General features: G+C 69.5%; 13 protein-coding genes. 2 read left to right on the plus strand and 11 right to left on the minus strand.

Annotated features, from left to right (window positions below; translation table 11 throughout):
• Positions 1 to 6: 6 nt before the first annotated feature.
• The 3 genes from pdxT to pdxS are packed head-to-tail and all read right to left on the minus strand — an operon-like array spanning position 7 to position 2,396.
• Positions 7 to 603, minus strand: a complete 597-nt coding sequence (gene pdxT, locus A5764_RS14420) for a pyridoxal 5'-phosphate synthase glutaminase subunit PdxT (RefSeq protein ID WP_067114161.1) — start codon at positions 601 to 603, stop codon at positions 7 to 9.
• On the minus strand, positions 600 to 1,445 hold the full coding sequence (tesB, locus tag A5764_RS14425; RefSeq protein ID WP_067114162.1) for an acyl-CoA thioesterase II: 846 nt from the start codon (positions 1,443 to 1,445) through the stop codon (positions 600 to 602). The genes pdxT and tesB overlap by 4 nt, the downstream gene beginning before the upstream one ends.
• 42 nt (positions 1,446 to 1,487) lie before the next feature.
• Positions 1,488 to 2,396: a pyridoxal 5'-phosphate synthase lyase subunit PdxS gene (gene pdxS, locus A5764_RS14430; protein WP_067114163.1), complete on the minus strand. Its 909-nt coding sequence runs from the start codon at positions 2,394 to 2,396 to the stop codon at positions 1,488 to 1,490.
• 96 nt (positions 2,397 to 2,492) lie between these two features.
• Between pdxS and A5764_RS14435 the strand changes: the two genes are divergently transcribed.
• Positions 2,493 to 4,220: a PE-PPE domain-containing protein gene (locus tag A5764_RS14435; RefSeq protein ID WP_067114164.1), complete on the plus strand. Its 1,728-nt coding sequence runs from the start codon at positions 2,493 to 2,495 to the stop codon at positions 4,218 to 4,220.
• On the opposite strand, the gene A5764_RS14440 is transcribed toward A5764_RS14435, so the two are convergent.
• The 8 genes from A5764_RS14440 to A5764_RS14475 all read right to left on the minus strand — a co-directional run bounded on the left by A5764_RS14440 (position 4,205) and on the right by A5764_RS14475 (position 12,222).
• On the minus strand, positions 4,205 to 5,242 hold the full coding sequence (locus tag A5764_RS14440) for an NUDIX domain-containing protein (protein ID WP_067114165.1): 1,038 nt from the start codon (positions 5,240 to 5,242) through the stop codon (positions 4,205 to 4,207). The two genes, A5764_RS14435 and A5764_RS14440, sit on opposite strands and share 16 nt — an antisense overlap.
• A complete protein-coding gene (locus tag A5764_RS14445; protein WP_067114249.1) occupies positions 5,242 to 6,366 on the minus strand; it encodes a glycosyltransferase family 4 protein in 1,125 nt (374 codons plus the stop codon). Before A5764_RS14445 ends, A5764_RS14440 begins: the two co-directional genes overlap by 1 nt.
• Positions 6,366 to 7,316: a phosphatidylinositol mannoside acyltransferase gene (locus A5764_RS14450; RefSeq protein ID WP_197501431.1), complete on the minus strand. Its 951-nt coding sequence runs from the start codon at positions 7,314 to 7,316 to the stop codon at positions 6,366 to 6,368. The genes A5764_RS14445 and A5764_RS14450 overlap by 1 nt, the downstream gene beginning before the upstream one ends.
• A 17-nt stretch (positions 7,317 to 7,333) precedes the next feature.
• Positions 7,334 to 7,966, minus strand: coding sequence for a phosphatidylinositol phosphate synthase (pgsA, locus tag A5764_RS14455; protein WP_067114167.1), 633 nt, complete (start codon positions 7,964 to 7,966; stop codon positions 7,334 to 7,336).
• Complete coding sequence (locus A5764_RS14460) at positions 7,963 to 8,544, minus strand: HIT domain-containing protein (protein WP_067114168.1); 582 nt, start codon at positions 8,542 to 8,544, stop codon at positions 7,963 to 7,965. The genes pgsA and A5764_RS14460 overlap by 4 nt, the downstream gene beginning before the upstream one ends.
• On the minus strand, positions 8,537 to 10,603 hold the full coding sequence (gene thrS, locus A5764_RS14465) for a threonine--tRNA ligase (RefSeq protein WP_067114169.1): 2,067 nt from the start codon (positions 10,601 to 10,603) through the stop codon (positions 8,537 to 8,539). The genes A5764_RS14460 and thrS overlap by 8 nt, the downstream gene beginning before the upstream one ends.
• Before the next feature lie 74 nt (positions 10,604 to 10,677).
• Positions 10,678 to 11,304, minus strand: coding sequence for a PaaI family thioesterase (locus tag A5764_RS14470; protein ID WP_067114170.1), 627 nt, complete (start codon positions 11,302 to 11,304; stop codon positions 10,678 to 10,680).
• A 39-nt stretch (positions 11,305 to 11,343) separates the two neighbouring features.
• The gene (locus tag A5764_RS14475; RefSeq protein ID WP_067114171.1) at positions 11,344 to 12,222 is read right to left on the minus strand and encodes an aldo/keto reductase; all 879 of its coding nucleotides are present in this window, start codon (positions 12,220 to 12,222) and stop codon (positions 11,344 to 11,346) included.
• Positions 12,223 to 12,280: 58 nt separating this feature from the next.
• On the opposite strand from A5764_RS14475, the gene A5764_RS14480 reads away from it, so the two are divergent.
• Complete coding sequence (locus tag A5764_RS14480; protein WP_067114172.1) at positions 12,281 to 12,781, plus strand: DUF1990 family protein; 501 nt, start codon at positions 12,281 to 12,283, stop codon at positions 12,779 to 12,781.
• The last annotated feature ends 34 nt before the right edge of the window (positions 12,782 to 12,815 follow it).

Consider the following 12,815-nt stretch of genomic DNA (forward strand, 5'->3'; position numbering starts at 1 on the left):
CGGCGGTTAGCCGGCCCCGTTGACCATGTCCACGAACATGTGGTGGATGCGGCGGTCGCCGGTCATCTCGGGGTGAAACGCCGTCGCCAGCACCGGGCCCTGACGCACCGCCACGATGTGCCCCGCCGCGCGGGCCAGCACCCGCACGCCGTCCCCGGCCCGCTCCACCCACGGCGCCCGGATGAACACCGCGCGCACCGGCCCGTCCAGACCCAGGAACGGAATGTCACCCTCAAACGAATCGACCTGGCGCCCAAAAGCGTTGCGCCGCACGGTCATATCGATCGCACGCAGGGGCAGCGCCTGGCGCCCGCGCGCGCCGGCGTCGAGGATCTCGCTGGCCAGCAGGATCATGCCGGCGCACGCGCCGTAGGCCGGCAGCCCCTCGGCCAGCCGCCCCCGCAACGGCTCGAGCAGCTCGAAGTCGAGCAGCAGGTGGCTCATGGTGGTGGACTCGCCGCCGGGAAGGACCAGCCCGTCCACCGCCTCCAGCTCGCCGCGGCGGCGAACCGGCATCGACTCGGCCCCGGCCTCGCGCAGCGCGGCCAGGTGCTCGCGGGTGTCGCCTTGCAGCGCCAGGACGCCGATCCGCGGCGCACTCACTGTTCGGGGACCCGAAAATCGCGTTTGAAGCGGGTCAGGCCCTCCTGCATGACGGCCGCGACCATCTCGCCGGACTGGGTGAAGATCTTGCCCTGACAAAGCGAGCGACCGCCGCTGGCCGACGGCGACGACTGGTCGTAGAGCAGCCACTCGTCGGCCCGGAAGGCCCGCATGAACCACATCGCGTGGTCCAGCGACGCCACCTGCAGATGCTGACGCACGTCGAGGTGGGTGACCTGCGCCGACCCGAGCAGGGTGAGGTCGCTCATGTAGGCCAGCGCGCAGATGTGCAGCACCGGGTCGTCGGGCAGCGGATCGCGGTGGCGAAACCACACCTGCTGCTGGGAGGCCTTGCCGGGCAGTAGCTGCAGTTTCTCGCGCGGCACGATGCAGACGTCCCACTCCTCGAACTGCTTGAACCCCGCGTCGTCGAACACCTTGATCGAGTTCAGGCCCGGCAGCCCGTCGGGTGGCGGCGCGGCGGGCATGACGTCCTGGTGGTGGATGCCTTCTTGGTCGGTCTGGAAGGAGGCCCCCATGCTGAAGATGATCTCCCCGTGCTGGATGGCGTTGACGCGCCGCGTGGCAAACGAGCCGCCGTCGCGGGTGCGCTCGACGATGAAGACGGTGCGCTCGTTGGCGTCGCCGGGTCGCAGGAAGTAGCCGTGCAGCGAGTGCACCTGGTAGCGCGGGTCGACGGTGCGCACGGCCGACACCAGCGACTGGCCGGCGACATGCCCGCCGAAGGTGCGCTGCAGAAACCCCGATTCCGGGCTGAACACGCTCCCGCGGTAGATGTTGACCTCGAGTTGCTCGAGATCAAGGATCTCTTCGATCGCCACGCTATGACTGTCTGCTCTTCGCGCGAGCGCCCATCGCAATTTCTACCAGCCGCGTTCGGCCAGCCGATGGGGCTGCGCGATCTGCTCGACGTTGATGCCGACCATCGGCTCGCCCAGGCCGCGCGACACCTTGGCCAGCACATCGGGGTCGTCGTAGAACGTGGTGGCCTTGACGATCGCGGCGGCGCGGTGCTCGGGGGCGCCGGACTTGAAGATGCCCGAGCCCACGAAGACGCCCTCGGCGCCGAGCTGCATCATCATCGCCGCGTCGGCGGGGGTGGCGATGCCGCCGGCGGTGAACAGCGTGACCGGCAGCTTGCCGGCGCGGGCCACTTCCACGACGAGCTCGTAGGGCGCCTGCAATTCCTTTGCGGCAACGTACAATTCGTCCTCGGACAGCGACGTCAGCCGGCGGATCTCGCCGCCGATGGCCCGCATGTGCGTGGTGGCGTTGGAGACGTCGCCGGTGCCGGCCTCGCCCTTGGAGCGGATCATGGCCGCGCCCTCGCTGATGCGCCGCAGCGCCTCGCCCAGGTTGGTCGCCCCGCACACGAACGGCACGGTGAACTTCCACTTGTCGATGTGGTGGGTGTAGTCGGCGGGAGTGAGCACCTCGGACTCGTCGACGTAGTCCACGCCCAGGCTCTGCAGGATCTGCGCCTCGACGAAGTGCCCGATGCGGGCCTTGGCCATCACCGGGATGGTCACCGCGGCGATGATGGCCTCGATCATGTCGGGGTCGCTCATCCGCGACACCCCGCCCTGGGCGCGGATGTCGGCCGGCACCCGTTCCAGCGCCATCACCGCGACGGCGCCGGCGCCCTCGGCGATGGGGGCCTGCTCGGGGGTGACGACGTCCATGATGACGCCACCCTTGAGCATCTCGGCCATTCCGCGCTTTACCCGCGCGGTTCCCGTCACTGCCTGGCTCGACTGTCCGGCGCTGTCCACTACTCTCCTCCACCCGGTAATTCGGCCACCAGTCTAGTGGTGTCCAACAAGCCGGTTTTCCGGCCTAAGATCCTGGTGGATCGAAGAAACCTTGCGATGAAATTCGCCGTGTTGCCACCGGAAACGAATTCGGCGCGCATGTTCGCCGGTGCGGGCCGCGGCCCGATGCTGGCAGCGGCGGCGGCCTGGGAGGGGCTGGCCGAGGAGTTGGACGCCGCGGCCGCCTCATTCGCGGGCGTGGTCGGCGAGGTGGCCGGCGAGGCGTGGCTTGGCCCGGCGGCGCTGGCGATGATGCTCAGAACCGGCCCGTATGTGGCGTGGTTGAGCGCGGCGGCGGCCCAGGACCCCCAGGCGGCGGCCCAGGCCCGGCTGGCGACGAGCGCCTTCGAAGCTGCGCTGGCGACCACGGTGCGCCCGATTGTGGTGGACGCCAACAGGATTCAGATCATGTCGCTGGTCGGATCCAACCTGCTCGGCCAGAACGCCCCGGCGATCGCGGCTGCCGAAGCCGAATACGAGCGGATGTGGGCCCAGGACGTGGCCGCGTTGTCTGGCTACTACGCCGGCGCCGCGGCGGCGACCGCGCAGCTCGCGCTGTGGCAGGACTTGAAGATCCAGCTACCGGGATTCAGCGTGGACCTGACGACCGGGACCTTCAATGTGGGCGCCGGAAACGTCGGGGTCGACAACGTCGGCAGCGGAAACATCGGCAACGGAAACATCGGCTTCGCGAACCTCGGCAACGGAAACTTCGGCTTCGGCAACATCGGCAACGCGAACTTCGGCATCGGCAACACCGGTGACGGAATCATCGGCGTCGGGCTCCCCGGTAGCGGCAACGTGGGCGTCCTGTCCATCGGCGAAAACCCGGTCGGTTCCGGCGGACCGGGCGTGACGGCGTTGCTCATGGGCGGCACCGGGTTCAGCCCGCTGCCCCGGCCCGACTTCGTGGGCACCGCCGAGCAGTTCATCACTCCGACCCATCCCAGCTACCTCCCGCAGTTCCTGGTGACGCCCGAGAAGCTTTTTCCCTTCACCGGGCCGACCAGCCTGACCTTTGACACGTCCGTGGCCGACGGGATGAAGAACCTGAACAGCGCGATCACGGCGCAGCTGGCCGCGGGAAACCACACCATCGTGTTCGGCGTCTCGCAAAGCGCGGTGGTGGCCACCCTGGAAATGCGCTACCTGCAATCGCTCCCGGCCGACGTGCGTCCGGGACCCGACGAGCTGTCCTTTGTGCTGATCGGCAATCCCGACCGGCCCGACGGCGGCTTCTTCGCGCGTTTTCCCGGTTTGTCCATACCTTGGCTGGGTTTCACGAGTTACGGCGCGACCCCGACCAACGCCTACCCCACCATCGATTACGCCGTCCAATACGACGGTGTGGCCGACTTTCCGCAGTTCCCGATCGACCTCCTCGCCGACGCCAACGCCCTCGCCGGCTTCTTCTTCGTGCACCCCTCGTATGACTTGCTGACACCCACCCAGATCGCGTCCGGGGTGGTGCAGCCGGTGTCACCGTCGGACACCCTGACCAGCTACCGGCTCATTCCCAGCCAGAACCTGCCGCTGCTGCAACCGCTGCGCGCCATCCCCTTGGTGGGAAACCCGCTGGCCGACCTGGCGCAACCCGACCTACGGGTGCTCGTCGAGCTCGGCTACGACCGCGCCGCCTACCAGGACCTGCCCACGCCGTTCGGCCTGTTTCCTCACGTCGATCCGGCCGTGCTCGCCGCCGAGCTGCAGCAGGGGGCCGTGCAGGGTATCGACGCCGCACTGGCCGATGTGGGGTTGCCGCCGTTCGCTCAGCGGATCGGCTGAGGCGCGCCTTGGCTGGGGGCGCCGTCGGCCAGCCGGTCGGCCACGGGCAACAGCTCACCCAGCTGCAGCGGGTACACCTGCTCGCCGGCCGCGGTCAGCGCGGCGATGTCGTTGGCGTCACACCAGCGGGCGCCGTGGATGTAGCGGCGCTCCAACTCCGTCCGTCCCGCGACGGACGGCTCGAACCGGCGGATGCGGTGAACCAGGTAGAACTCCTCGCTGTCGACGAGCGAGCCGTTGAACTCGAAGACCTCGTCGCGCCGCCAGATGGGCCCGACGAAGTCGGCCGGGTCGACGCGCAGGCCGGTTTCTTCGGCGAGCTCCCGCGCGGCGGCCACCGCCAACCGCTCGCCTTGCCGCACCTCGCCGCCCACGGTGATCCACCAGCGTGGCGCGTCACCGCCGGTGATCGCCGGATCCGAGCCGCACAACAAGAGCACCGCGCCGGTTTCGTCGAGCAGCACCACCCGCGCCGAGGTGCGATGGCGGGGCACGCCCGGACCGCTCAAGCCGCCGTGCGCCAGCGCGTGCGGCCGCTCGACGATCTCGAAATAGCTTGGCAGCGCGGCGGTCCCGCCGAGCCGGAAGGCGCGCACCAGGGGGCGCTCGGCCAGTGCGAGGGTGTCGCGGACGGCGTCGTTGTGAAACCGGCGGGCCAGCACCACCCGCGCCTCGGCGTCGGCCAGCTCGGCGACCAGACCCGCCGGCAGCGACGCCGGGTCGACCACGGCCAGCGCGGCCGACAGCTCGTTTTCCGCGTTCTCGCGCGCGCGCCGGGGCGCGTTCTCGGCCGCGTCGGCCAGCGCCGCCAACCGACGGCCCTCGGGCGAATTGCCATAGGCATCGATCGCGACGGCGCGCGCGACCACCGCGCGCCGCGCCAGCGCGCCGTCCAGCGCCTGCCACGACAGGTCGTAGCGGACGTGCAGCCGGTCCAGCCGGTTGGCCGTCCGATACGCCCACGCGCCGGCCAGGGCGACCAGCGCCACCAGGACCAGGACGGCGACGATCAGCCACGTCATCAGCTGGCCACCTGCACCTTGGTTCCCGACCCGGCGACCGTCTCGTACACCCGCATGATCTGGCTGGCCACCACCGGCCAGTCGTAGCGGTGCACCGCCACCGAGCCGGCCGCCACATAGCGTTCGCGCAAAGCGTCGTCGTCGAGCACCGCGACCAGCGCGTCGGCCAGCGCGGCGCCGTCCTCGACCGGCACCAGCCGCCCGCACTCGCCGTCGCGCAGCACGCGCCGGAAGGCGTCCAGATCGCTGGCCACCACCGGGGTGCCGGCGGCCATCGCCTCCACCAGCACGATGCCGAAACTCTCGCCGCCGGTGTTGGGCGCGCAGTAGACGTCGGCGCTGCGCATCGCCGACGCCTTACCGGCGTCGTCCACCTGGCCCAGAAAACGCATGTGCTTCGCCAATTCGCGTGCCTGCCCGCGCAATTCGGCCTCGTCACCGCGGCCGACGACGAGCAGCTGCACGTCCGCGCAGTGCTGCACCACCCGCGGCAGCGCGTCGAGCAGCACCGACATGCCCTTGCGGGGCTCGCCGTAGCGGCCCAGGAACAGCACCGTCTTGCCCGGCCGCGGATAGCCGTCCAGCCGCGGCGCCGCGGCGAAGGATTCGACGTCGACGCCGTTGGGGATCTCCACCGCGTCGGTCCCGAGCGCCTCCATCTGCCAGCGCCGGGCCAGGTCGGACACCGCGATCCGGCCGACGATCTTCTCGTGCATCGGCCGCAGGATGCCCTGAAACACCGTCAGGGTCAGCGATTTGGTGGTCGACGTGTGAAACGTCGCCACGATCGGCCCCTCGGCGATGTTCAGGGCCAGCATCGAGAGGCTGGGCGCGTTGGGCTCGTGCAGGTGCAGCACGTCGAAATCGCCGTCGGCGAGCCACTTTTTGACCTTGCGGTGGGTGGCCGGGCCGAACCGCAGCCGGGCCACCGACCCGTTGTAGGGAATGGGGACGGCCTTGCCCGCGGAGACGACGTAGTCGGGCAGCGACGCGTGCGGCGAGACGGGCGCGAGGACGCTGACCTCGTGCCCGCGGGCCCGCATCACCTCGGCCAGTTGCAGGACGTGCGACTGCACCCCGCCGGGGACGTCGAACGAGTACGGGCACACCATCCCGATCCGCATCACGGTTCCTCGAGCCGGGCCAGTCTGATCCGCCTTTCAGTGGACAGGTCGGCCAGCCATTGCGGCTGCATCATGTGCCAGTCCTCGGGGCGGCCGGCGATGTTCTCGGCGAACCGGTCGGCCAGCGCCTGGGTGATGGCACGGACGTCGCCGCTGCTGCAGTCCAGGGCGGGCTGCATGTGCACACCCCACCCCTCTCCTTCGAACCAGCAGTGCGACGGCAGCAGGGCCGCCCCGGTCGCGATCGCGAGCTTGGCCGGTCCGGCCGGCATCCGGGTGGGCTCACCGAAGAAGTCCACCTCGACACCACTGCGGGTCAGGTCGCGCTCGGCCATCAGGCACACCACCCGGTTGGCGCGCAGCCGGTCGCACAGCACCTCGAAGGGCGGTCGTTCGCCGCCGGACAGGGGCAGGACCTCGAAGCCGAGGCCTTCCCGGTAGGCGATGAAGCGCCGGTACAGCGATTCGGGTTTGAGGCGCTCGGCGACGGTGGTGAAGGTGCCGCGCGTCTGCGCCAGCCACACCCCGGCCATGTCCCAGTTGCCGCTGTGCGGCAATGCGCACACCGCCCCGCGGCCCGCGGCCAGCGCCGCATCGAGGTTGTCCTGCCCCAGTACCGAGTCATCGAGTTGGTGGGCCAGCGCGGCCAGGTTCATCGTCGGCAGCCGGAACGCCTCGCGCCAGTAGCGACCGTATGAGGCCAGGCTGGCGCGCATCAGCGAGTCCGGCACCTCGTCGGGCGCCACCCCGATGACGCGGGCCAGGTTCTTGCGCAGCTGGGCAGGGCCGCCGCGGCGGGCCGCGTAGCGCGCTCCGGCGTCAAATGCGTTGCGGGCGGCGAATTCCGGTAGGGCGCGCACTGCCATCCAGCCCGCGGCGTACCCCCAGTCGGTCGCGTTCTCGGTGACGAGCCGGCGCGCCAGGCGCCGCGGCGCCCCGATCGCGTACAGGCCAGGCCGGGTGGGGATCACGACATCGGCTCCGTCGCGCCGGGCGACGTCCGCACCGTGTGCAGCCGCTGCGCGCAGGTGACCACGCTGGCCACCGCCAGCAGCCACATCGCCGCTGGCAGCGCCGGCGGCCAGGGGACGAACGGAAAGTCCGATACGCCGGCGCCGACGAGCACGATGATAAGTCGCTCCGGCCGTTCGATGATGCCGCCGTCACCGCGCAGCCCACTGGCCTCCGCCCGGGCCTTGACGTAGGAGATCACCTGCGACGTGACCAGGCAGATCAGGGTGGCCACCGCCAGCAGCTTGTCGTGCAGGCCGAAGACGATCCACCACAGCAACCCGCAGAACACCGCGCCGTCGCTGACCCGGTCGCACGTCGCGTCCAGCACCGCGCCGAATCGGGTGCCGCCGCCGCGTTCCCGGGCCATCGCGCCGTCGAGCATGTCGAAGAGCACGAAGAACCAGACCACACACGCACCCGCGAACAGCTTGCCCATCGGGAACAGGGTCAGCGCCCCCGCCACCGCCACGATCGTGCCCAGGATGGTGACGACGTCCGGTGTCAACCCGATCCGCAGCGCTGCCCTGGCGGTCGGGATAGTGAGCCGGGCGAACGCCGCCCGCGACAGGAACGGCACCTTACTCATGACTGTTTGGCCCACTCCGTGGCCAGCAGCTGGCGGGTCTCGCGCAGCAACTGCGGGATCACCTTCGACCCGCCGATGATGGTGATGAAGTTCGCGTCGCCGCCCCAGCGCGGCACCACGTGCACGTGTAGATGCTCGGCCAGCGATCCCCCCGCCGATGTCCCCAGGTTCAGCCCGACGTTGAAGCCGTGCGGCCGCGACACGTTCTTAATCACACGAATCGCCTTCTGGATGAAGGCCATTAGCTCCGCGCTCTCCGCCTCGGTCAGGTCCTCGAGCTCGGAGATTCGCCGGTAGGGCACCACCATGAGGTGCCCGGGGTTGTACGGGTAGAGGTTGAGCACGGCGTAGACGAGCTCGCCGCGGGCCACCACCAGGCCGTCCTCGTCGGGCAGTTGCGGAATCTCGGTGAACGGCTGCTCGGTCTTGCCCGAAGCGTTTGGGTCGCGCTTCATCGGCGCCTCGGCCAGGTAGTTCATCCGGTACGGCGTCCACAACCGCTGCAGGTGGTCTTGCTCGCCGACACCCCGGTCCAGGATGGTGTCTTCGACGTGCTCGGCACGCTCCTGGTCACTCACCGCTGGCCACTTTCACCAATTCCGCTGTCGGAGTGGCATTTTCGCGATCGGCGATCCACTTCACGATGGCCTCGACGGCGCTGTCGCGTTCCACGCCATTGATCTGGGTGCGGTCGCCGAAGCGAAAGCTCACCGCCCCGGCCGCCACGTCGCGGTCGCCGGCCAGCAGCATGAAGGGCACCTTCTGGTTGGTGTGCTGGACGATCTTCTTGGCCATCCGGTCGTCGCTGGTGTCGACCTCCACCCGCACGCCGTGCGACTTCAGCTGGGCCGCAACGCTTTCCAGGTAGGCCACATGCTCGTCGGCGACGGGGATGCCGACCACCTGCACCGGCGCCAGCCAGGCCGGGAACGCGCCCGCGTAGTGCTCGGTGAGGATCCCGAAGAACCGCTCGATCGACCCGAACAGGGCGCGGTGGATCATCACCGGGCGCTGGCGGGTGCCGTCGGAGGCGGTGTATTCGAGCTCGAAACGTTCCGGGAAGTTGAAGTCCAGTTGGATCGTCGACATCTGCCAGGTGCGGCCCAGCGCGTCTTTGACCTGGACCGAGATCTTGGGGCCGTAGAACGCCGCGCCGCCCGGGTCGGGCACCAGGTCCAGGCCGGATTCCGCGCCCACCTCGGCCAGCACGTTGGTGGCTTCCTCCCAGACCTGGTCGGAGCCCACGAACTTCTCCGGGTCCTTGGTCGACAGCTCGAGGTAGAAGTCGGTGAGGCCGTAGTCGCCGAGCAGGTCGAGCACGAACCGCAACAGCGAGCGCAGCTCGTCGCGCATCTGGTCGCGGGTGCAGAAGATGTGTGCGTCGTCCATCGTCAGGCCCCGTACCCGGGTCAGCCCGTGGATCACGCCCGACTTCTCCAGGCGGTAGACCGTGCCGAACTCGAAGAGCCGCAACGGCAGTTCGCGATACGACCGCCCGCGCGCCCGGAAGATCAGGCAGTGCATCGGGCAGTTCATCGGCTTGAGGTAGTAGTCCTGGCCCGGTTTGCGCAGCGAGCCGTCCTCGTTGAACTCGGCGTCGATGTGCATCGGCGGGAACATGCCGTCGGCGTACCAGTCCAGGTGCCCCGACGTGTGGAAGAGCTGGGCCTTGGTGATGTGCGGGGTGTTGACGAACTCGTACCCTGCCTCGGTGTGCTTGCGCCGCGAGTAGTCCTCGAGCTCCCTACGCACGATGCCGCCCTTGGGGTGGAAAACCGCAAGACCCGAACCGATTTCGTCGGGGAAGCTGAACAGGTCCAGCTCGGCGCCCAGCTTGCGGTGGTCGCGGCGCTGAGCTTCGGCGATCAGCTCGAGGTGGCGATCGAGCGCCTCCTGCGACTCCCAGGCCGTGCCGTAGATGCGTTGCAGGCTGGCGTTTCGCTGATCACCCCGCCAGTAGGCGGCCGAGCTTCTGGTCAGCTTGAACGCGGGAATGTGCTTGGTGGTGGGGATGTGCGGTCCCCGGCACAGATCACCCCAAACCCGTTCGCGGGTACGGGGATTGAGGTTGTCGTAGGCGGTGAGCTCGTCATTGCTACCTGGGGGGCCGACCTCCATGATGTCGGGGTCGCCGGACTTGTCGTCGACGAGTTCGAGCTTGTAGGGCTCGTCGGCCAGCTCGGCGCGGGCCTGGTCCTTCGATTCGTAGACGCGCCGGTCGAACAGCTGTCCGTCCTTGACGATCTGGCGCATCCGCTTTTCCAGCTTCTCCAGGTCCTCCGGCGTGAACGGGTCGTCCACATCGAAGTCGTAATAGAAGCCGTCAGTGATGGGCGGCCCGATGCCCAATTTGGCGTGCGGGAACAGGTCTTGGACGGCCTGGGCCAACACGTGGGCGGTGGAATGGCGGATGACGCTGCGGCCCTCTTCGGTGTTGGCAGCCACCGGGATGACGTCGGCGTCGGCGTCGGGCACCCAGCTCAGGTCCCGCAGCTTGCCCTCGGCGTCGCGGACCACCACGATCGCATCCGGCGCGCCCCGCCGCGGCAACCCCGCCTCGCCGACCGCGGCGGCCGCGGTGGTCCCAGCGGGCACCCGGATGGGGTCTCCTGGGGCGGGCTGTGCGGCGGCGCTCATCGGGTCTTACTCCAAAGGTGGGTTGGCTGATCGATCGGGACTGATCGTTGCAATGCTATCGGGGCCGGTGCCCCTCACGGCTGCCCAGGCTTGAGCCGCACGAACAGCGCCTCGGCCTCGGTCAACAGTGTGTCGCCATCGCTCAACCGCCCCGACACGAAGATCTTGCGCCCGTCCACCCGGTCGACGCCCGCCTCGAACTGAAGCTCCTTCTCGATCGGCACGATGTTGCGGTAATCGATCTTCAGGTACGCGGTGCGCTGGTAGGGGCCGCCGGTGAGCACCGCGGACGTCAACCCGAGCACGGTGTCGAACAGCATCCCCAGCACCCCGCCGTGCACGGCGCCGTTGCGGCCCAGATGAAACCGGGGGAAACGCGCCCAGCCGTGGATGCGGCCGTCCTCCCCCTTGCGGGCCGACATGGGGACGGTCAGGATGTTGCCGCGCATGGGCAGATCCATCCGCCGCCCGGACGGTGACTCCCATTCGTCGGCGTCGTAAGGGCTCAGCAGCGACGAGACTTTTTCCAGCAGGTCGGCGGCCTCGGTGATCACCTCATCGGGGGCGTCGACGGCCCGGGCGTGGTCCTGCAGCCTGCGCACGGCATCGATGAACCGGCCGTAGTCGGGCCCACCCTTGGTGGTTGGTTCGGGCGGATTGAATCCACCGCCAGGGTGCTGCTGCTGTTCGCCGGCCACCAGGACACCGTATTGCGCCCCCGGCCGCCTTTCGCGCGGTGGTCAGACCGTCTGCTGACCCCCGGCGACCGCCAGGGTCTCGAACTCCTCGTCGGTCAGCGTGATCTCGGCCGCGGCGACGTTCTCCTCGAGGTGCGCGACGCTGGAGGTGCCTGGGATCGGCAGCATCACCGGCGAGCGCTTGAGCAGCCAGGCCAGCGCCAGCTGCGACGGCGTCGCGTCGTGGTCGGCGGCGATGCGCTGCAGCGGGCCGTCCGGGGCCGCCAGCGGCCCGGCGGCCAGCGGGAACCACGGGATGAAGCCGACGCCCTGGCTGGTCGCGGCGTCCAGCAGCGGCTCGGCCCCGCGCGACGCCAGGTTGTACATGTTCTGCACCGACACGATCTCGGCGATCTGAGTGGCCTCCTTGAGCTGGTCGACGTTGACCTCCGACAGCCCGATGTGGCGGATCTTGCCCTCGTTCTTCAAGTTGACCAGCTCGCCGACCTGGTCGACCAGCGGGAAGTTGCGGTCGACGCGGTGCAGCTGGAACAGGTCGATGGCCTCCACGCCGAGGCGGCGCAGGCTCATCTCGCATTCCTGCCGCAGGTAGGCCGGATTGCCCAGCGGGACCCAGACGTCCGGTCCCGTGCGCAGCAACCCGGCCTTGGTCGCGATCACCAGCCCGTCATAGGGGTGCAGCGCCTCGTGGATGATCTCCTCGGAGACGTAGGGGCCGTAGGAGTCAGCGGTGTCGATGAAGTTGACGCCGAGCTCGGCGGCCCGCCGCAAGACACGGACGCATTCGTCGCGGTCGGCGGGCGGGCCCCACACCCCTTGGCCGGTCAGGCGCATGGCGCCGAAACCGAGTCGGTTGACGGTCAGGTCGCCGCCGAGGGTGAACGTTCCGGATGCTTGGGCAACAGTTTTGTGCGCGGTCACACCTGTAGACCGTACGCCGGAAAGGTGGCCGCACGTCCTGGCGTGGCAAGCTGGCCGGGTGGACCTAGGAGCGCTCGAGGAACTTCCGCTGACGTACCGCGAGGTGGGCGCGACGGCCGACGGCAGGCTGCCCGCGGGCTACGACCACCAACACGTCGAGCGTCAAATCGGCACGGGCGACGAACGTTTCGAGCGGGCCGCCGATGCGGTCATGCACTGGGGCATGCAACGCGGCTCCGGCCTGCGGGTGCAGGCCAGCTCGGAGGTCGCCGTCGTCGACGCGGTGCTGGTGGTGCGGTTGGGTTTCCTGCCCGCGCCGTGCCGGGTGGTGTACGTCATCGACGAGCCCGACATCCGCGGGTTCGCCTATGGCACGCTGCCGGGGCACCCGGAGTCCGGCGAGGAACGCTTCGTGGTCCGCCGCGACCCGAGCACCTCCGCGGTGTTCGCGGAGGTGTCGGCGTTCTCCCGGCCCGCGAGCTGGTGGAGCAAGGCGGGCGGCCCGCTGGTGCGGGTGAGCCAGCGCGTCATCGCGCGGCGCTACCTGCGCGCGGTCTGATGGGTCCCGGCCCGCGTTCGTCCGCCGCGGTCCG

Origin of the sequence: Mycobacterium sp. 852002-51057_SCH5723018 (assembly GCF_001667035.1) — a bacterium.
Lineage (GTDB): Bacteria > Actinomycetota > Actinomycetes > Mycobacteriales > Mycobacteriaceae > Mycobacterium.